The 20788-nt window shown below is 40.9% G+C and carries 19 protein-coding genes; 3 read left to right on the top strand and 16 right to left on the bottom strand.

Features of this window, described 5'->3' with window-relative positions:
• Positions 1–238: 238 nt before the first annotated feature.
• On the bottom strand, positions 239–1450 hold the full coding sequence (gene hflX, locus PY092_RS00835) for a GTPase HflX (RefSeq protein ID WP_275613964.1): 1212 nt from the start codon (positions 1448–1450) through the stop codon (positions 239–241).
• Positions 1451–1541: 91 nt separating this feature from the next.
• On the opposite strand from hflX, the gene PY092_RS00830 reads away from it, so the two are divergent.
• Entirely contained in the window at positions 1542–2492 is a 951-nt protein-coding gene (locus PY092_RS00830) for an endonuclease/exonuclease/phosphatase family protein (protein ID WP_275613963.1), read from the top strand.
• Between the two features lie 151 nt (positions 2493–2643).
• Positions 2644–4839: a S8 family serine peptidase gene (locus PY092_RS00825; protein WP_275613962.1), complete on the top strand. Its 2196-nt coding sequence runs from the start codon at positions 2644–2646 to the stop codon at positions 4837–4839.
• A 529-nt stretch (positions 4840–5368) separates the two neighbouring features.
• Here PY092_RS00825 and PY092_RS00820 read toward each other — a convergent pair.
• From PY092_RS00820 to hemA, 15 genes are all read right to left on the bottom strand, one after another.
• Entirely contained in the window at positions 5369–6082 is a 714-nt protein-coding gene (locus tag PY092_RS00820) for a 3'-5' exonuclease (protein WP_275613961.1), read from the bottom strand.
• 9 nt (positions 6083–6091) lie between these two features.
• Positions 6092–6562 carry a methylated-DNA--[protein]-cysteine S-methyltransferase gene (locus tag PY092_RS00815; protein ID WP_275613960.1) on the bottom strand — a complete coding sequence of 157 codons (471 nt, stop codon included), beginning with the start codon at positions 6560–6562 and terminating at the stop codon, positions 6092–6094.
• The gene (locus PY092_RS00810) at positions 6562–7683 is read right to left on the bottom strand and encodes a CNNM domain-containing protein (protein WP_275613959.1); all 1122 of its coding nucleotides are present in this window, start codon (positions 7681–7683) and stop codon (positions 6562–6564) included. The genes PY092_RS00815 and PY092_RS00810 overlap by 1 nt, the downstream gene beginning before the upstream one ends.
• Before the next feature lie 86 nt (positions 7684–7769).
• Positions 7770–9137: a carboxypeptidase-like regulatory domain-containing protein gene (locus tag PY092_RS00805; protein ID WP_275613958.1), complete on the bottom strand. Its 1368-nt coding sequence runs from the start codon at positions 9135–9137 to the stop codon at positions 7770–7772.
• Between the two features lie 122 nt (positions 9138–9259).
• Positions 9260–10555 carry a serine hydrolase domain-containing protein gene (locus PY092_RS00800; protein WP_275613957.1) on the bottom strand — a complete coding sequence of 432 codons (1296 nt, stop codon included), beginning with the start codon at positions 10553–10555 and terminating at the stop codon, positions 9260–9262.
• A 284-nt stretch (positions 10556–10839) separates the two neighbouring features.
• Positions 10840–12126 (bottom strand): hypothetical protein, encoded by a 1287-nt coding sequence (locus PY092_RS00795; protein WP_275613956.1) that lies wholly within the window; start codon positions 12124–12126, stop codon positions 10840–10842.
• An 18-nt stretch (positions 12127–12144) separates the two neighbouring features.
• Positions 12145–13134 (bottom strand): porphobilinogen synthase, encoded by a 990-nt coding sequence (gene hemB, locus PY092_RS00790; RefSeq protein ID WP_275613955.1) that lies wholly within the window; start codon positions 13132–13134, stop codon positions 12145–12147.
• A 45-nt stretch (positions 13135–13179) separates the two neighbouring features.
• Entirely contained in the window at positions 13180–13545 is a 366-nt protein-coding gene (locus PY092_RS00785; protein WP_275613954.1) for a four helix bundle protein, read from the bottom strand.
• 36 nt (positions 13546–13581) lie between these two features.
• Positions 13582–14370, bottom strand: coding sequence for a PhzF family phenazine biosynthesis protein (locus PY092_RS00780; protein WP_275613953.1), 789 nt, complete (start codon positions 14368–14370; stop codon positions 13582–13584).
• A 28-nt stretch (positions 14371–14398) separates the two neighbouring features.
• Positions 14399–15301: an oxygen-dependent coproporphyrinogen oxidase gene (hemF, locus tag PY092_RS00775; protein WP_275613952.1), complete on the bottom strand. Its 903-nt coding sequence runs from the start codon at positions 15299–15301 to the stop codon at positions 14399–14401.
• A complete protein-coding gene (locus PY092_RS00770; RefSeq protein WP_275613951.1) occupies positions 15298–15789 on the bottom strand; it encodes a DUF6973 domain-containing protein in 492 nt (163 codons plus the stop codon). Before PY092_RS00770 ends, hemF begins: the two co-directional genes overlap by 4 nt.
• Positions 15786–16811 (bottom strand): uroporphyrinogen decarboxylase, encoded by a 1026-nt coding sequence (gene hemE / locus PY092_RS00765; protein ID WP_275613950.1) that lies wholly within the window; start codon positions 16809–16811, stop codon positions 15786–15788. Before hemE ends, PY092_RS00770 begins: the two co-directional genes overlap by 4 nt.
• 61 nt (positions 16812–16872) lie before the next feature.
• Positions 16873–17538 carry a uroporphyrinogen-III synthase gene (locus PY092_RS00760; protein ID WP_275613949.1) on the bottom strand — a complete coding sequence of 222 codons (666 nt, stop codon included), beginning with the start codon at positions 17536–17538 and terminating at the stop codon, positions 16873–16875.
• Positions 17516–18442, bottom strand: a complete 927-nt coding sequence (gene hemC, locus PY092_RS00755; RefSeq protein ID WP_275613948.1) for a hydroxymethylbilane synthase — start codon at positions 18440–18442, stop codon at positions 17516–17518. Before hemC ends, PY092_RS00760 begins: the two co-directional genes overlap by 23 nt.
• The gene (gene hemA, locus PY092_RS00750; RefSeq protein WP_275614624.1) at positions 18439–19695 is read right to left on the bottom strand and encodes a glutamyl-tRNA reductase; all 1257 of its coding nucleotides are present in this window, start codon (positions 19693–19695) and stop codon (positions 18439–18441) included. The genes hemC and hemA overlap by 4 nt, the downstream gene beginning before the upstream one ends.
• Before the next feature lie 210 nt (positions 19696–19905).
• Between hemA and PY092_RS00745 the strand changes: the two genes are divergently transcribed.
• Positions 19906–20784, top strand: a complete 879-nt coding sequence (locus tag PY092_RS00745) for a helix-turn-helix domain-containing protein (protein WP_275613947.1) — start codon at positions 19906–19908, stop codon at positions 20782–20784.
• Positions 20785–20788 lie beyond the last annotated feature (4 nt).

Below are 20788 nucleotides of genomic sequence, written 5' to 3'. Positions count from 1 at the left end.
AAAAAAAGCCCTCATTATCGAGGGCTTTTTTGTGGGGTGAAAAATGTTTTTCTGTGTTTTTAAGACCATGGTCTAAGTAGGTTAAGATCCATAAGATCTGCGTTTGACACTAAAATGACTTAAAAACAGTGTGAAAGTAGGTCATCTGTGGTCACTCCCTAAACTTTTGTTGTGAACTGGTCCAAATATGTTGTGAACGGAATAGGTGTTTGCAGTTTACCGAAGAAATTGGAAAGGTCTAGTACTCATCCAAATGCTCTGGGTACAAAAAGTTGTTGTACGGAAAGCGGGTTACATGAATGTCACGTACGGCATCGTACACACGCTTTCTAAATTCGTCAATGTTTTCCTTGTTCAAGGCAGAGATAAATAGCGCTTTGTCCCCAAGTTTGTTGAAATACGTTTTTTTCCACTCCTCCAATGTGAAATGCGCTTTTGTGCGTTCTGTTACCAAGTCGTCCTCATCGATGGTTTCCGGAATGTACTGATCTATTTTGTTGAAGACCATGATGCAAGGTTTATCCTTGCTTTCGATTTCATCCAGGATTTTATTTACCGAGTCGATATGCTCTTCGAAATTGGGATGTGAAATATCCACTACATGAAGCAATAGGTCAGCTTCGCGAACCTCGTCCAAGGTACTTTTAAAACTTTCCACCAATTGGGTGGGCAGTTTCCTGATGAATCCTACTGTGTCACTCAACAAAAAAGGAAGGTTGCCCAAGACCACTTTTCGTACGGTGGTGTCCAAGGTGGCAAAAAGCTTGTTTTCCGCAAATACATCACTCTTACTGATGACGTTCATCAAAGTGGATTTCCCCACATTGGTATACCCGACCAAAGCTACACGGACCAAAGAGCCGCGATTGCCCCGTTGGGTTTCCATTTGACGGTCTATTTTGGCAAGTTTCTTTTTGAGCAAAGCAATTCGGTCACGAACAATACGTCTATCCGTTTCAATTTCCGTCTCACCGGGGCCACGCATTCCAATACCCCCTCGCTGCCTTTCCAAGTGGGTCCACAGACCGGTCAATCTGGGCAATAGGTATTCGTATTGGGCGAGTTCCACCTGTGTTCTTGCATAACTCGTCTTTGCCCTTTGGGCAAATATGTCCAGAATAAGGCTGGTCCTGTCCAGTACTTTGCAGCGTAGCAGCTTTTCAATATTGTTCTGCTGTGCAGGGGAGAGTTCATCATCAAAAATAACGGATCCGATTTCGTTCTCCTTCACATATTTGCGTACCTCTTCCATTTTCCCACTACCGATATAGGTTTTGGGATTGGGCACATCTATCCGTTGCACAAATTTTTCTTCAACTTCGCCACCGGCAGTGTATGTCAAAAATTCAAGCTCATCCAAGTACTCCTTTACCTTGTCCTCGTTCTGGTATTGGTTCATTACACCAATGAGTACCACCTTCTCATAGTTTATTGACTTATTTTCTAACATCAAATGGGTTTAAAGTACAAATCTACACAATGTTTTGGAAGCTGTTTTTGTACTTTGGCATTTCTATTGAACTATTAAAGAAACAGATATCTTGCAGAAAAAGGGAAATAGGTATACGATAGCCTTTTATAATCTCGAAAATTTTTTTGATACGAAGAACGATCCATATTTGCTGGATGATGATTTTACTCCCAAGGGCTTTAGAAGATGGAATAAATCAAAGTTTTGGAAGAAGGTCAAGAAAATCTCCAGGGCAATATCGAAAATAGGATTGGAGGATAGTGAGTATCCCCCGGTTTTGGTGGGTATGGCCGAAGTGGAGAACAAGGGTGTGATCGAAAACCTGTTGGAGACCAAAAAACTACGGGATTTTGATTATGATGTGATTCATTTTGATTCACCAGATGAACGAGGCATTGACACGGCACTGATCTATGATAAACAGCACTTCTCCGTGCTGGATGCCGAGACCATTCCCTTGTTGGTACAGAACACCAATGGGGACAGGGACCTTACCCGTGATATCTTGTACGTACACGGCAAGTTGCATCAAGAAGAAATCCATGTTTTTGTAAACCATTGGCCATCCCGAAGGGAGAGGGCCGAAGAAACCAGTTATAAACGTATCAAGGCTGCGGAAACTATCCTTCAAAAAATTGAAATAATCCAAGGGAACAACTCGAATATCATCATTATGGGCGATTTCAACGATGACCCCAATTCGGAAAGTATAAAAACAATTATGGAGACCGGAAGATTCATCAATCCCATGAAAAAACTATTGTCCCCTGTATCCGGAAGTGCCAATTATAGGGGGGAATGGAGTTTGTTTGACCAAATATTGCTCTCCCACAGTTTTTTGAACTTTGAGGTAGGTACTCATAGTTTTGTAAAGGCCAAGATATTCTCACCTCGTTTTCTAAAAGAATGGAAAGGAAGATACAAGGGAAATCCATTCAGAACCTTTGCGGGGAGTAAATATTTGGGTGGCTATAGCGACCACTTTCCCGTTTATATTGTTTTGGATGAAAACAAATCTTAATTGTACGAAAAAAGTTACACCACATAAAAGTGGATTTTCACAACAGAAAGAGGTAATACACTATGTATTTCATCGAATAAAGTAGGAATTTTATCGATAAATACTACATCTAATTATATATTCGTAGTCCAAATCTTACCTAAACTTAATTATGGACTACAGATTTCCTTTAGGGGCCAAGGGAGTGATCTTCTCCATTTTAGTTTCGCTTTTAGGAGCGATTTCCGTCCATGCCCAGTCCCAAAATGCAAAAGACCGAATTCGTTTTTCCTACGATCAAGGGAAAATGTCCACTTTTATTTCCCAAATGGAAATGGAGCACCAATCCAAACTCAAACAAATAGGTAATTTGATAAAGTCCAAGGGGCTTAAGGCTACAGAGCAGAAGAACAATGGTGCCCAAATAGCATTAAAGGATATCGGTACAGACGGTACACCACTGTACTATACCACACTTAGCGACCCTGCATCACAAACTTCAAGGGCGCATACACTTTATGATAAAGGGCTATTGAATTTAGGCTTAACGGGAGCCAACATGGAAGTTGGTGTTTGGGATTCCGGTGTTGCGCTATCTTCCCATCAAGAGTTTGATGCCCGTGCTAAAAATGCTGATAATGGGGACGAGGTAAGCTTGCATGCCACTTTGGTTACGGGAAACCTTATTTCCGCTGGTGTGGAACCCAATGCCAGAGGTGTTGCATATGGAGCCCAAGCCTTGACCCACGATTGGAGCAGAGATAAAATTGAAGTTGCCGAAGCTGCGGCCAATGGACTTTTGTTGAGCAACCATTCCTATGGGATATTGTCCGACAGGGTACCCGATTGGTATTTTGGTTCGTATATCAAGGTTACCCAAGATTGGGACAGGATCATGTACAACGCACCTTACTATCTGATGGTGACCGCTGCAGGTAATGCCCAGAAATCTTATGATAACGAAGCCCCGAATTTTGGCAAAACCGCTGATGGGTTTGATTTGTTATTGGGCTTTACCACCACAAAAAACGGATTGACCATTGCCGGAGCCATTACGGAGATTGATGGCAATGGGGATTTGATAAAAGCGTCGGTGGCCGGGTACAGTAGTTTTGGCCCAGTGGATGATGGGCGTGTAAAACCGGACCTTGCCGGAGATGGAGGGGATATTCTTTCCACTAGCTCTGCTACCAATAGCAGTTATCAGGTTTCTGCTGGAACTTCCATGGCCGCTCCCGGGGTTACGGGATCCCTTTTGTTGTTGCAACAGTATCACGAAGAGCTCTTCGGTTCTTATATGAAAGCGGCCACCTTAAAGGGGCTTGCGCTTCATACTGCCGATGATGTGGATGCCAAAGGGCCTGATTATAAAATGGGTTGGGGTGTGATGAATGCAAAATCTGCGGCAGAAGTACTTCAAAATAAGGAATATACCACTTTGGTCAATGAAGAAGCATTATCCGAAGGGGAAACCTACTCCATTACCGTAATGGCCATGGAAAATGAACCTTTGATGGCATCCATTTCTTGGACGGACCCGGAATCCGAATATGTGAACCGAGGAGACCTTAACAGTACAAAAGCTGCTTTGGTGAATGATTTGGATATTAGAATCACTAAGAATGATGAAACCCATTTCCCTTGGAAACTGAATCCCGCCAAAGTGAATAACGCTGCAACCAAGGGCGACAACAAAGTTGATCCCTTTGAGCGCGTAGAGGTAGAGAATGCAAGAGGGGTCTATACAATTACCATTTCGCATAAGGGTAGCTTGAAAAATGGATTTCAGGATTTTTCGTTGATAGTTTCCGGCGCCCAGATCTCCAATTGTTCCATTGAAGCCCCTTCTGGTTTGGGCTTGGAAAATACATCAAGTGAGAGCACTGTCCTTTCATGGGAAGAAGCTGAAGAAACCTTGTTCGAAGTGCAGTATAAAAGTATTGATGTGGATGGCTGGCAAAGCGAGTTGATTTGGGAGAACACTTTTGAGCTTGCTGCCTTGGAAGTAGGCAAAGTGTACGAAGCCCGTGTGCGTTCCATTTGTACCGAGAATGCAGTATCGGAGTTTTCGGAAACCATTGAATTCGAGTTCAACGGAGCGGAAACCGTATTGATTCAAAATGCTCCGATGTCCGTGCCACAGGAACTGAACATATCAGTTTATCCAAATCCTGCTGTTGATTATTTAAATGTAAATGCTGAGTTGTCCAAAGATGCCGAATTCTCCATCGTGAGCACATCTGGAAACACCATTAAAAAGGGTAAGACCGAAGGTTCAATCAATGTATCCTCACTAGCTTCCGGATTGTATGTATTGGTGGTTCAGGATTATGGAGGCATCAAGAGCACGAAATTTTATAAAAACTAATGCTTGATGTCATTCTGATGTGGAATCCATTGGGCTTTAAAGTGGATTCCAGCTTTCGCAGGAATGACAAGAGAGAGTTCGGGTCAATTCGTGTAATTCGTGCCAATGTTTCAATCTTTCGATAATCAATGGTTTTTTCATCCCGAATAGTTATCGGGATGTTCAGAATTACAATTTGTTCAGTGTCAGTTCGAGCGCAGTCGAGAACCAAGACATCAGATTTCGGACATCTTCAGAGAAAGTTCGATTATCCGTGGAATTGGTGCCGGTTCAATAAGCAATATAGTAAGTTGAACATGACCACTCATCGAAATTAATGACAACAGAACGGTCACTCTATTTTTGTGTGCTGTTGAACGGTAATCTGCAACAAACAATCGGGAAAATGGAAGGTTTTTAACGGAATCAAAGCTTTTGGGTTCAATTTAAACACGGCAGGAATAGGGGCTTATCTAATCAAATGCCAGGTAAGGCGTCGTGTCGCTTCGACTCCGCTAAGTGACCATTCTCTGACTACTGATATCTGAATTCACACTTTTTTAATTTCATCGTTGTTCAGAAGTTCCTCATTTCGCAATCGCAAGAAAACTTGGGCGGTGGTCACTACATCCAGTTCGCAATAGGTAATGATTCTATCGATATCCTTTTCCTTGTAGAACACATCCTTTACCATGCTGCCATCCATATCTTCTTTGGGAGATGGGATTCCGAGCACATGGGCCAAGAGTTTCAAGGAAGTGTAATGTTTATAATCGCCGAACTTCCATAGTTCCATCGTATCCAAATGGGGGACTTCCCATGGTTTTTTTCCGAAAAGATCTAGTTTGTAGGGCAAATTGATACCGTTTATGATCATTCTTCGGGCGATATAGGAGAAATCGAACTCCTTGCCATTGTGGGCGCACAAAAGGTGCTTTACGTGGCTAAAATGATCTTGAAGCAGTTGTTTGAACTGTTTTAGGATGTGGGTTTCGTCTCCAGAAAAGGAAGTGACCCGAAAGGTTCTTACATCCCCTTTCATTTTAAAATAGCCTACGGAGATGCAGATAATTTTACCGAACTCTGCCCAAATGCCCGCACGATCATAAAATTCTTTGGGCGTGAATTCGTCTTTGCGCTGGTATTGCGTTTTTTGTTCCCATAAAAGCTGGGTGGTTTCATCCAAATCGGAGAAATGTTGTTGTTGGGGTACGGTCTCGATATCCAAAAAAAGGATATGCTCCAGGTTAAGTTTATAAAGCATGGTAGCCAATTAAAAAAGAGTCGTCTGCTTTGCAGGACTCTCGTGTTCCAATAACCATTTTTTTCTATGCAGTCCACCTGCATATCCTGTGAGGTCTCCGTTGGTTCCTATTACACGATGACAGGGAACCACAATCCAAAGTGGATTTTTGCCATTGGCCGAGGCTACTGCACGAATGGCCTTTACGTCACCGAGTTGTTTGGAAAGTTCCAAATAAGAAATGGTTTTTCCAAAAGGTATTTTTAAAAGGGCATCCCAGACCCTCTTCTGGAAATCGGTACCAGATGGATTCAATTTAAGGTCAAATACCGTTCGGTTTCCATTAAAATATTCTTGAAATTGCTCAACGGCTTCTTTTAGGACCACAGGAATTGTACCGTTTGGTTTTTTGTTGTCCAATACAGTAATGGAGGAGAGGCCAGATTCATCGCCTTTTAATTCCGCAGTTCCTATAGGTGTCTGTATGTAAGCTATTTCCATCACTCTACTTCATCTTCATCTTCAATAATTCCCAATCGCTTTGCTCGGGCATGCCAGTTCTTTCTAGCCAGCTTTTGAAGGTCTTCCACGTTGTCACTTTCATCCATGATCTCGAACCCGAGCAAGGTTTCGATCACATCTTCCATAGTGACCAACCCGCTTACTGATCCATACTCGTCGACAACCAAAGAAATGTGTTCTCTTTTCTGAACAAATTTTTTGAAAAGGTCGTTTATGGATTTACTTCTGTTGGTTACCAATAACTCCCTTCGGATAGTGGCCAAGGTTTCGTTCCCCTTTTTATTGATGATGGCTTCCAATAGTTCGTCTTTTAGAAAGAAACCAGTAATGTTGTCCATCCGGTCCTTGTACAATGGAATTCTGGAAAAGCGCAAGGGTCTGTTTTTTTCAAAAAATTCTTTAATGGGCATATCTTCAGAAGCCACTTTCATTACGGTTCTTGGTGTCATTACATCCCGTGCCAGTATTTCATCAAAATAGAGCAGGTTTTTGATCATCTTGGATTCCGATTCCTTGAATACACCTTCCTCGTGAGCAATTTCCGTCATAGCGCTAAAATCTTCACGGCTCAATACGCTTCCGTGTTCTCCTTTGGCACCAACAAGTTTGGTGAACAGTTGTAATAGCCATAACAGCCCCGTCCATTTTAGGATGAATACCATAATGTTCAATGCTTTGCTGGTAAAGTTGGCCAACTGCTTCCAAAAAGTGGCACCTATGGTCTTGGGGATGATCTCTGAAGCTACTAGGATCAATATCGTCATCAAGGTTGAAACGATTCCCACCATAAGGTCTTCGGTCAAGGTAAAACCAAAAATGGCCCGTTCCGTGCTCCCATATAGTTCAGCATAGGCAACTTTTGCCTGTACCCCTACCAAAATGGCACCAACGGTATGAGCGATGGTGTTCAAGGTAAGGATGGCGATCAGTGGCTTGTCAACGTCCTTTTTAAGGGTTTCCAATGTGGCGGCATAATCTTTCCCCTCTTGCTTTTTCACATTGATAAAGGTGGGGGTAATACTCAATAGCACCGCCTCCAAAATGGAGCATAGAAATGAAAAGAAAATGGAAATAAGGGCATAAAATATCAGTAGTCCCATAGAATGATTCTGAATCAGCAAGATAGCGATTAAGAAAATATAATGCTATGCGTAAAAGGAACAATTAAAAATTTCTGTCAACCAAATCAAAGGGTAGTGGTCGATACAGGTCTCGTATATTGTAATTCCTTAAGGTCAATACGAAAAACTTCATTGGATGTCTTGTCAGAGAAATCCCTTGATTGTTTTCCGCCCAATATATAAATATGGTTTTTGTAATAATGGATGTTGGGGTTTTCAGCATCCACACTTAAAAAATACTTTTTCAACTCCCCATATTTAGGGTCGTAAGTGAAAAGTATTTCCTTTTGATAGATATAAAGGATTCCATTTCCTTGAGTGAATTTTGCGTTTTCGAAAGAAAGTTCCAATTCTTCCAGTTTTTTCCATTTTCCATTGATAAGGTCAAATTGATGAAGAATTTTTCTATCATTTTTGTCATTGACCGCTATATATAGTTTGTTGTTCACAAGAGCACCATCGGTTTCAAGACCTACAGGCATATTGTCGAGTTCGTACCAGTTTCCCGAAGTGACGTTGTAAAAGTGCATTTTGTTGGTAAATGTCTTTTTGTCATTTTTGGTCATTTTTGTGGAACCGCCGATCAACAAGATATCATTGCCATAGGCAATGCCCAAAGGGCTAGATGCTTGATGTGGATTCACATAGTCCACAAGGACCGTGTCCTTGGCAATATCGTAGACGTCTATGGTATTGGCCAAATATTCAAACAGACCGTTATCGGAAATAGTCTTACCTCCAATCACGTATATTTTTCCATTAAGTGGAACGATACTGTGGTATGCCCTTTTTGAAAACTCGGTGTTTGATTTAATCCAACTATCCTTTGAAATATTATAAATCTGAAGCTTATCTGAATAGGATTCCCAGGAAGTGCTTTGGGACAGAGCCATTTTTGCAAATACCATTGGGTCTGAAAACTGCGATGGATCCATCTCGCTAAGTTGTTCGAAACCTTTTCTAAAATCATCATTGTTTATGGATTGGTCCCCTCCGATCACATAAATTTTTCCATCAACTATGGTGCTCCCAAAACCTGTCAGTGCATAATGCATTGGGGCAAGTTTTTCCACCTTGATTTTGTCGCGCATCTTTCTGCGGCCAGCAACTTTGACCTCATCCAACTGCTCCTCTTTTGGGATAAGGAAAATAGTGTCCCTTTGTTTGTCGAGAAATTCTTTTAGATCATAACTGGATGTATGGTATCCCAAGTGTGTGAATAGAATTGGACCTTTCGTTATGGTATTTTCCAAAAACCATTTACCATCATCATCGCTTTCGGTTCCGACAGAACTGTTTTTGAGATAAATATTGACACCCTTTAGCGGTTTTTTTGTTTCTGAATCAATAACCACCCCGTTGATATTTTGGGCTGTAATTGTAAAACAGCCTATGAAAAAAATCGAGGAGATAATTGCCTTGGTCAAATCCATATCCAAAAGGTTTTAAGATTAAAATGACTAGGGGAACATTTAAATGTAAAGAATAATATAAAGCAATGGGATGTTTTGAAGGAAATTTCTCTATTTCTTAACCTTTGGAAACCCTAGTCAAGCTATAACCCTTCCGCCTGATAAAAGACATCTTGTAGTGCCGTTCGAATATTCAAACCATAAAGTTGTCGATGGTCCCTTGACGGATACACTCGGTTGGATAGAAAAATAAAAGTGAGCTTTTTTTCTGGGTCCGCCCATACAAAGGTTCCTGTAAAACCGGAATGTCCAAAACTTTTGGGGCTCGCCAAAGGGGAAGGATAGGCTTCCTCTAACGGAAGTTCTGGGTTGTCAAGCAAGGGTTTGTCAAACCCTAATCCCCGGCGGTTTTCGTTTTCGGGATATTGCACTTCGGTAAATTCTTTTACGGTCTTTGCTGAAATAAGCTGTTGGCCATCCACATTGCCAAAATTTTGATAAAAGAGCATCAACTTGGCCAAGTCATCCGCTGTGCCGAACAAACCTGCATTGCCAGAAACACCTCCCTTAAGTGATGCATTTTCGTCGTGTACCCAACCCTTTACCAAGGTTTTTCTAAAAAGAGAATCCACTTCGGTGGGAACAATGGCATTCACATAATGGTTTTCCTTGGGGAGATATCCAAGAGTATGACAACCTAAAGGTTGATAGAAATTTTCATCCAAATAGGTTTGATAATCGGTTCCTGTGAGCTGCTCGATCAAACTGGGGAAAATCAGAAAAGTGAGTCCAGAGTATTTGTATTTCTTTTCACCCGAGACTTTGGATCGGTTGATGATCCGGTTCATTTTCCGTTCAAAACGATTGTTGATGTAGAGTCCATCGTATACTTGCCCTTGAAATCTTTTGTTGGATGAAAGGTGAACAAACCTCTTTTTGATCTTGCCATTTTTCCGAAGCACTTTCTGTAAAAAGACGATGTATGGAATCAAACCTGCTTGATGCGCCAGAATTTCCCGGAGTGTCAGGTCTTTTTTGTCTTTTCTTTTTTTCCAAGGTTTCCAATAAGTACTGAAGGGTTTGTCCAGGTCAAGTTTGCCTTCGTCCACCAACTTAATCAAAGCTGGCAACGGCCCGGAAATTTTGGTGACTGAGGCCAAGTCGTACATATCGTTCAAAGCTACGGGCTGAATGCTATCGTAGGTATGGAAACCGTATGCTTTATGGAAAATTATGGTGTCGTTCTTGGCGACCAAGAGTTGCGCTCCAGGGAATGCCAGACTATCGATGCCCATCTCCATAATGGAATCCACTTTTTGGTTGATGAAGTCCTCATCGAACCCCAATTTGGAAGGGTAGGCGTGGATAAGCTCCCGTTGGGCTAGACCAACTTTGGTTAGGATAACAAAAAAGAAAAGAGATAAAATAATACGGCTCATAAAGTACTTTTTAGTTCTAAGAAAATAAAAAGGTCTCTTTTGAAGAGACCTCTGAATATATATTATTAGAATTGTTGAACTAGTTTAAAATCCAACTTTTTTTTCGACAGAGTCTAACAACTTTTTAGCAATAATCTCTGCTATCTTGTCTGATTCTGTATCAACGTTTATTTGGCTCTTTTCCTTTGAACTAGCACTTTTCTTTTTTGAGAGTTCTTTTAGAAAAGCGGAAGAGAGCACGTCATATTGAATCTTAGATTTACTTTTTGGAACCATTTTTTCTTTTATGTGTTGAAATAGTTTTTATTGAACTGAGGATTGTATTTTTCTTCGAAATAATGCTTTCTCTTAATCCATATAAAACCGTCTCCTTTTGAAATCAATGCAACATCAACTGGTCCACCAACTGATTCTTCGTCTGAACTGATTCTTCTTTTAAGATAGGTCAAATATATCAAACTTTCGGCCATTTCAGCTAAATCTTCTTTAGAAAGAATAGAAACCGTATTTACCGTTGGTCGTATATGCTTTACTTCTTTGACTTCATCAATTTCATGCAACAATTGCTGGCAGATATTATCAATGTCAATTTCTTGTAATTTTTTTGATAGTTCTGGATTAGTTTTTTCTAAAATGGAAATTATATGATTATTATAACCACTTAAAAATTTATTGAAAGTAGAAAATAAAGTTTGATTGATTTCTGGACTTACACCAGTAATTAAAGTGTCAATTACATCTCTTTGTGCGAATGGCATAATAGACCCGTCGTTTCCGTCATCTATTTCCTCTATTCCCTCTGTATGGAACCTTAGTTTTCCATCAAATACATCTGAAACTTTAGTGCTAATTGCATTTGGAAATATTTCATCCTTTCCATATCCGGCAAAAACTAGTCCTGACCATTGACTTCGAAAGGATTTACTTTTGTAATAATAGAAAAGCATAGATATAAATATTTTTTTTATTTCTGGTGTGTCAAATTCAGGGAAATCCTCCTCTATGATCTCATAAACATCGGATTTGATGATTTCCCTGAACCTTTTTTTTGTTAAAGATTTAAAATCTGCTAACTGCTCCTCTTCTTTCATTTCTTCAATTTCATCATCAATAACCTTTATAAGAGTTTTCCTAAATAACTCAATTCTTTGTTCGGGGGTTAAAGAAATCAAATCAGTTTCTGACTCAAAACATTCATCAAGTGAGTGCTGTTTCATGATGTCAAATGCTGAAAAAATCAAAGATTTTATATAATGTGAAATGGTTTCTTCAGTGGCAAAAAAGTTTTTTTCCTTGAGAAACCGGAAAAAATCCTCTGAGTAATCTTTTAAGTGAGGGAAAGATTTCTTTCCAAGTTCATTCCTGTAAATTTTAATTATAATTTCCCAAGGTGTAGAGATAAAGTTAGCGGAACTGTAAACAATGATTGAAACAGGTTCAAATTTGGATAGTGTAAAAATTTTATTTGCTGTATTATAAATCTTTCTGCCGTTACTTCCAGACACGGTTACTGCTGAATCCGCAGCGATAGCAATAGCATTTTTGTTTAGAATTCCAATTACCGCTGTCATTTGCTGTTTTTTACAATATTATAAAATATTTCTTACAAAATCCTTCGCAAAATAACTGGCAATGATATCGGCACCTGCTCTTTTAATGGCAGTCAATTGCTCGAGCATTACGGCATCGTGGTCCAACCAACCTTTTTCGGCAGCAGCTTTTACCATGGCATATTCCCCAGAAACCTGATATACGGCAACGGGAACATCCACATCGTTCCTGATTTCCCGAACAATGTCCAAATAGCACAATCCAGGTTTTACCATTACGATATCGGCTCCTTCATCTATGTCCATTTGGGTTTCCTTGATAGCTTCATACCGATTGGCATAATCCATTTGGTAGGTCTTCTTGTCTTTTGGTACATTGGCGATATCAACGGGTGCGGAATCCAATGCATCTCGGAACGGACCGTAAAAAGCACTCGCATATTTAGCGGAATAGGCCATAATCCCTGTATTGGTGAATCCTTCATCTTCCAAGGCTTCGCGAATGGTCAGGATTCTACCGTCCATCATATCGCTTGGCGCCACGAAATCTGCACCTGCCTTGGCGTGGGATACGCTCATTTCGGCCAATATCTCTGCAGATTCATCATTCAGGATTTGACCTTCGGCGACAATGCCATCGTGTCCATAAGATGAAAAGGGATCCATGGCAACATCTGTCATTACCAACATCTGTGGACAGGCATTTTTCACGGTTTTTATGGCACGTTGCATCAAACCATCGGGATTCAAGGCTTCAGTACCTTTATTATCTTTCAACTCGTCTTCCACTTTGGCAAAAAGCAAAACGGAACAAAGTCCCATTTTCCAAAGTTCTTTCACCTCCTTTTCGAGCAGGTCCAGACTCAAGTTATAATAATTGGGCATGGAAGGGATTTCTTTTTTTACCCCTTTACCTTCAGTAACAAATAGGGGCACCAAAAAGTCATCCGGGGTCAAGGTGGTTTCCCGAACCAATCTCCTGATGGATTCGGATGCGCGAAGTCTTCTGTTTCGTATTAATGGATACATGTTTTTTGTTTTAAGCTGTAAGCCTTAAGCTTCAAGCCGTTTCTTTTAAGTTTTTAGTGATGTTTTTATGGTGTTGATCAATGCTGCTAGTATTTTCTTGATCTCATCTATTTCTGAAATAACGGTTTTGGATATTTCCGATTCAATATAACCCAAGTCGGAGGCCAAAAGTAAAAGATAATCCAATTCGTGGGCAGATCCTGAAGCGATATACAAAAATCGAATAAATTCTTTTTGAGTTTCGCGACCACATCCTTCGGCAATATTTGTTGGAATAGAGATAGAAGCTCTATTCATCTGGGAAATCAGATTGTACTGTTCCGATTTTGGAAAATTCTTGGTCAACCCATAAATTTTAAAGACAAGTTGATGTGATTTTTCCCAGACCTTGTAATTCTTATAGTTTCCCATAGCTTAGAGCTTATTGCTTAAGACTTATCGCTAATGTTAAATATCAATTTCTCCTGTGAGATAAAGCACGGCTTTCCCTGAAATTTTAACACGCTCGCCCAAATATTCACAGACCAAATCACCCCCTCTTTTGGAAAGCTGTTTGGCTGTCATTTTGGTTTTATCCAATACTTCGCTCCAATAAGGCGATAATGAGGTGTGGGCGGAACCGGTCACAGGGTCTTCTGGAATGCCACAGGCAGGAGCAAAAAAGCGGGAAACAAAATCCACTTCATCCCCTAGTGCGGTTACGATTACCCCACGAACATCCAATTGTGCCAATAAATGATGATTGGGTTCAATGGCTTCAATTTCTTTCTGGGAGCTGTAGACCATCATATAATCGGTTTTGCCTTTCAGTGTTTTTATTGGAGTTTGCCCAATTGCAGTGTCCAGCTCTTCAATATTTTGAATTGCCACCAAGTTGTCCGTCGGGAAATCCATGGTCAACCAGCCATTATCGGCCTTCGCAACGGTTAGATGACCACTTCGGCTTGAATAAAACTGAACGGTATCTTTTTCAAGCTCATAAAAATGGAACAGAACAAAGGCTGTTGCCAGGGTGGCGTGCCCGCAAAGATCCACTTCCACTTCTGGAGTAAACCATCGTATTTCATAAAGCCCGTCTTTTTTTACTGCAAAGGCGGTTTCCGCAAGATTGTTCTCCTGCGCAATTTTTTGCATCAGTTCGGGACTTAACCAAGAATCCAAAATACAGACCGCAGCAGGATTTCCGCCAAAGGTCTGGTTGGTGAACGCATCTATTTGATAAATTTTCTGTCTCATCGATTTGGTTTGAGGACAAAGCTACGGATTAAACCCAATTTTTAGGGCTCTGCAGTACTGTTATCAGTTTCTCTTCTTCGCTTCCTTTTTCGGGATGATGGTCATATCGCCATTGTACGTGGGGAGGAAGACTCATCAAAATACTTTCGATACGCCCGTTGGTTTTAAGTCCAAAAAGGGTGCCCTTATCGTGTACTAGATTGAATTCCACGTAACGGCCTCGACGGATTTCTTGCCAATCCCGTTGTTCTTGGGAATAGGGAAGGCCTTTTCTTTTTTCAACGATGGGAGCGTAGGCATCCAAAAAACTATTCCCAACCTCGGTCACAAAATTATACCAATCTTCCATACTGGTTTCTTTGGTTGCTTTGCAATAATCGAAGAACAGTCCACCTACGCCACGAGCTTCGTTCCGGTGGGCATTCCAGAAATATTCGTCACATTTCTTTTTGTAGACAGGGTAAAATGCTGGGTTGTGGGTATCACAGGCTTTTTTGCAAACTGCATGAAAATGGGTGGCATCCTCATCGAACAAATAATAAGGGGTAAGATCTTGCCCGCCTCCGAACCATTGATCCACAATGTTGCCCTCCTTGTCGTACATTTCAAAATAACGCCAATTGGCGTGCACTGTGGGAACCATCGGACTTTTGGGGTGGATTACTAAACTGAGGCCACAAGCAAAGAAATCAACATCTTCCACTCCAAAATAGTTCTGCATACTTTTTGGCAAAGGTCCATGAACTTTGGAAATGTTTACTCCGCCTTTTTCAAAAACGGAACCATTTTCGATAACACGGGTTCTACCGCCCCCACCTTCTTCGCGTTCCCAAAAATCTTGTTGAAACTTGGCAGTTCCGTCCAATTCTTCCAATTTGGAGGTAATGGTATCTTGTAATTGTTGAATGTATTGGTAAAACTTATCTTTCATTGTTCTAAAATATGTACCATTCGGTTTTTAAATTCAGAAAGTGTTGTGTCTTCATTAATTTTGATGGATTTCAATGCCATTTTCTTCAATAGTCCAACGATTTCCTGCTCAGATTTTTCCGTGTTTTGGGCAAAGATGAAGCGTCCCACTTCATTGTTGTGCAAATCCATTTTCTTGGGCAGCTCTTTATTCGGAAATGAATCCTCGTGCCAATCAGTTACTTTTTTTGCCCAAGCCAAAGCTGTTTCTTCATCTCTGTTCCAAGGAAAACATCTTTTGGCAATCATATAATTCCATAATGCGTGCCTGAAAGCATTCGCTGGACCATTTTTATGGTGCTGCTTGCCATAGTTTTTGGTCGATATGGCTATGCAATCCTTGGTCGCCTTGATGGTGGGCAAAATAAAGTGGGGCCGGCTCAATCCAACAAATACACCTTTCAGTATATTTTTAAAATCGACCCGTTTTGCTATTGCAATAAGGTTCACTCCTTATAATCTTTTACCGCATCTATAAATGCTTTGGCATTCTCCACAGGAATATTGGGTAAAATACCGTGGCCTAGGTTCACGATATATTTGTCCTTACCAAAATCACGAATCATTTGTGTGACCATTTCCTTGATTTTCTCGGGTGGAGAAAGCAAGCGAGCTGGATCAAAGTTGCCTTGAAGGGTAACATTGCCCCCTGTTAAATACCGTGCGTTTTGAGCAGAACACGTCCAGTCAACCCCGACGGCCGAAGCTCCCGAGTTTGCCATCTCTTTCAACGCAAACCAACATCCTTTTCCAAAAACGATTACTGGAGCTTCGTCTTTTAATGCATCCACGATTTGCTGAATGTATTTCCAAGAAAATTCCTGGTAATCTAGAGGTGAAAGCATTCCGCCCCAGGAATCAAAAATCTGTACGGCATTCACACCAGCCTTAACCTTGGCTTTTAGATAAGCAATAGTGGTATCCGTTATTTTTTGAAGCAATTCGTGAGCAACCTTGGGTTGGGTAAAACAAAAACCTCTGGCCTTGTCAAAACTCTTGCTGCCTTGTCCTTCCACGCAATAACAAAGGAGTGTCCACGGAGAACCTGCAAACCCGATCAAGGGAACTTCGCCATCCAATTTTTCCTTGGTCAAGGTTATCGCGTCCATCACATAACCCAACGTGTCCTGAATATCGGGCACGATTACTTTGTCCAAATCCGCTTGCGAACGAATAGGGTTGGGCAAATAAGGACCAAAATTGGGCTTCATCTGCACCTCGATATCCATGGCTTGTGGAATTACCAAAATGTCGCTGAACAAAATAGCGGCATCCATACCATATCGGCGAATGGGCTGTACGGTAATTTCCGAAGCCAATTCTGGGGTTTGGCAACGGGTAAAGAAATCGTATTTTTTACGGAGTTCCATAAACTCAGGCAAATAGCGTCCTGCTTGTCGCATCATCCATACGGGAGGACGTTCAACGGTTTCGCCTTTTAATGCTTTTAGGAACAAGTCGTTTTTTATCATAAATTTTAATTTGTCATTCCTGTGAATACAGGAATTTTTTAAATTCCTTTTGGATTCCGCATCAAGTGCGGAATAACATTTCTTTTATCGCCTGTACCAACACGTTTTCCACGGTCGGTTTGTTGGCTACAATACTATTTTTTGAATGTTTTTTTGCTTCATTGGCCGTGGTTTCCCCAATACAGAACAATGTGCTGTTCCCTAAAGTGTTTTCCAAAAGATAACTTCTAATACCACTAGGACTAAAGAACAGGATACCATCAAAATCTCTTTGAAACGCCTTTGGGTTTAAAAGGGTTCGGTACACCTCCAGCTCTTTATACCAAACGTTATTTTCTGCCAAAGTATCAGGAAGTTCATCCCTTCTTTTGTTGCCACAAAGAAACAAGAAAGACTCGTTTTGATGGTTTTTTGCAATGATTTCTGCCAATTCTGATGCATTTTCGGCCATTTCTACCACTTTTACTCCATTTTCTTCCAAAAGGGATTTTGTCTTTTCTCCAACACAAAAAGCATTGTATTTGGACAGATCCAATTCATTTGCCTGATTTAAAAATGCTTTTACTCCATTTTTGCTGGTAAAAATATAGTTGCTGTAATTGAACGGGATTTTTACATCCAACAGTTCAATTTTTAGGGCATCGTACTCCACCAATCCCAAACCAGAATTCAGAAATAGCTCTTTTTGGGACGGACTCAGCATTTTAGTGGACAGTACTGTTTTCATTTCTGATCTCTTGCATCAATTTGTCGCCTCCTTTTTGCAATACTTCTTCGGCGCAGGTTTTTCCAAGGCCTTTGGCATCGGAAAGCTTTACTTGTTTTTTAATATCGATTTTCTGTTTACCATCCAAAGAGAAAACAACGCCTTCAAAACACACGGTTTCGTCCTTAATTTGGGCCAAGGCGCCTATTGGCGCAGTGCAACCACCTTCCAGGGTGCGTAGAAATTCACGCTCAATGGTTGTAGCCAATTCGGTTTCGGGATGGTTTAGTTTGCCAAGAGCTTCATTGGTATAATCATCTTCCTCTTTAGCCACCACGAGCATGGCACCTTGCGCTGGAGCTGGAATCATCCAGTCCAGTTGAATGGCATCCTTGGGCAATAATTTGATGCGTTCCAATCCTGCCTGGGCAAAAATGGCTCCTTGCCAATCATTTTCAATGAGTTTTAGGAGACGGGTGTTTACATTTCCCCTAAGGTCCACCACTTTGTGATTGGTGTATTTGTTCAACCATTGGGCTTTTCGCCGTAAACTTCCCGTAGCAATGGTTGCCGGCCCATCAGAATTTAAAAAGCCAGCACCTTTATGGACCAATATATCATGGGTAATGGCGCGTTCCAAAACGGCTACTTGCACAATTCCCTTGGGTAATTGGGTAGGCACATCTTTCATGGAATGTACCGCAATATCAATGTCCCCTTTGAGCAAAGCAACGTCCAAGGTCTTGGTAAATATTCCCGTAACTCCTAGCTCGTACAGTGGCTTGTCCAACACTTGGTCCCCCATGGATTTGGTCGGTACTAAAATGGTGTCGAACCCGAGTGCTTCCAGCTTTTGTTGAACGGTGGTGGCTTGCCACAGCGCCAATTCGCTGTCGCGGGTTCCAATGCGGATTATTTTGCTCATTTGGAGTGTAGTTCTAGCTGAAATACTTTTTGGATCAGTTCCAGACTATCATCGGTATCGACTTCGTTGCTCTTTAAGTGGTTGGCAAACTGCTTGGTGATTTTTTGAATGATCCTATCGGAGATGATTTCGGCTTGAATTTGGTCGAAACCTTCATTTTTTTTGGTCTGAAAATCGATTTCCTCGGTCTTCATCGTATTCAGTTTGTCCTTAAGTGCATTGATAACAGGGGCAAACTTGCGGGTTTCCAGCCATTTTAGGAAATCCTTTTTTACTTTTTCTATGATGGCTTCCGCTTTGGGAACGTATTCTTTTCTTTTGGCCAAGGTCTCATCCGTAATCTGGGAGAGTTGATCCAAATGCACCAAGGTCACATTATCCAGTTCCTTCACATCATCGGATACATTTTTGGGCACGGACAGGTCCAATACCAATAATGGTTTTTTAGGATAGATCAATGCTTTGGAAACGGTTGGCAATTGTGCTCCAGTGGCTACCACAAGTATATCCGCTTTTCGGATTTCGGTCTGAAGGTCGCCATAATCCTTAACGGTCAATTGAAATTTACCTGCAATATCCTCCGCTTTTTCCCGTGTTCTGTTGATTAACGTTATGTGTGAATTGTTGGAATGCTTTACCAAGTTTTCACAGGTGTTCCTTCCAATTTTACCCGTTCCGAACAATAAAATGTTCTTGTTGGAAATATCATCGACATTGTCAAGAATGTATTTGACCGAGGCAAATGCCACCGATGTGGCACCCGAGGACAATTCTGTTTCATTTTTGATGCGCTTGCTGGCCTGAATCACGGAATTGCACAACCGTTCCAAGAATGGATTGGCCATATCGTGTTTCTTTGCACGATAAAACCCTTGCTTGATTTGGCTGATGATTTCAAAATCGCCTAATATTTGGCTATCGAGACCAGTGCCTACTTTGAACATATGCGAGATGGCATCATGGTTTTTGTAAACGTAGGCCACTTCCTGAAATTCTTCAACAGTTCCGTGGGTCTCGTCGCAAAGGAGTTTGATAAGCTGGTAAGGATGCTGTGCAAAACCGTAAAGTTCGGTTCTGTTGCAAGTGGAAATGGCAAGCAAGCCATCAATTCCGATTTCCTTGGCCTTGCCCAAAATATGGTCAATGGCAGGAACATCCAGACTGAACTTTCCTCTAACCTCTGCATCCGCCTTCTTGTAACTCAACCCAACGGCATAGAAGGAATTATGTTTTGAAATATGGTAGTCCCTCATAAAGGATATAAATCGTAGCACAAAAATAACAGGGTTGTAGGTCAAAAAATAACGCTAGCGGAACTATAAATAACCACGGGTGTTATTTTATGGTTTATTTTTGAAAAAAATGACGTAAAGCATTGGTATTATTGATAAATTTGATAATGAACAATGTAATTTAGAGCGATTCTAAATTAATTGAAAAACAGAATCACATTGAAAACCAGCATGAAAAATATCGCTAGCGGTTCGTATGATGAAATTTTGGTCGAAGACGGGATTTACATCCTCAAAATCCAAAACGATACCAAAGAACCAAAGCTTATAGAAAGGGATATTGATAGTTCCTACATTCAATTCCATTTTTGTTTGAAGGGCAAGTCAAAGTTCAATTTTAATGAGGGCAATTACTATTTGGAGGTAAACGAAGAAAACTCTTTGTTGCTTTATAATACCCAAAAGGATTTACCACTCGATTTAGTGGTCTCACATGGGTCCTGGTTGCTCTCGGTGGTAATGACCATCAGGAAATTCCACTCTTTGTTCTCCGATGAAGCGGATTATATCCCATTCTTAAGTGAGGAAAATAAGGAGAAAAAGTACTATTCTCAAGAAATGGTATCTCCGGCAACTGCAGTGGTTCTGAGCCAGTTGATGAACTACAATTTGCATCCGTCCATTAAAAAGCTGTATCTCAAAGGAAAGGTATATGAACTGATTTCCCTCTATTTCAACAAAACGGAGGATGCCGATTTGGAGCAATGTCCTTATTTGGCCGATGAAGATAATGTACGACGTATCCGAATGGCGAAAGAAATCATGATTTCCCGGATGGCCGAACCACCAACCTTGGCCGAACTATCACAAGAAGTGGGGCTGAGCCTGAAAAAATTAAAGGAGGGTTTTAAACAAATCTATGGGGATTCCGTGTTTGGATTTCTGTTCGATTATAAAATGGAATACGCCCGTAAAATGTTGGAAACAGGGAAGCACAATGTCAACGAAGTCGGTTTAAAAGTGGGGTACAGTACAGCCAGTCATTTTATAGCATCTTTTAAAAAGAAGTTCGGCACCACACCTAAAAAATATTTAACTTCAAACGTATAAAATC

Origin of the sequence: Flagellimonas yonaguniensis (genome assembly GCF_029193885.1) — a bacterium.
Lineage (GTDB): Bacteria > Bacteroidota > Bacteroidia > Flavobacteriales > Flavobacteriaceae > Flagellimonas > Flagellimonas yonaguniensis.
Note: the sequence above shows the minus strand (reverse complement) of the source record. Positions and strands in the feature narration are given on the sequence as shown.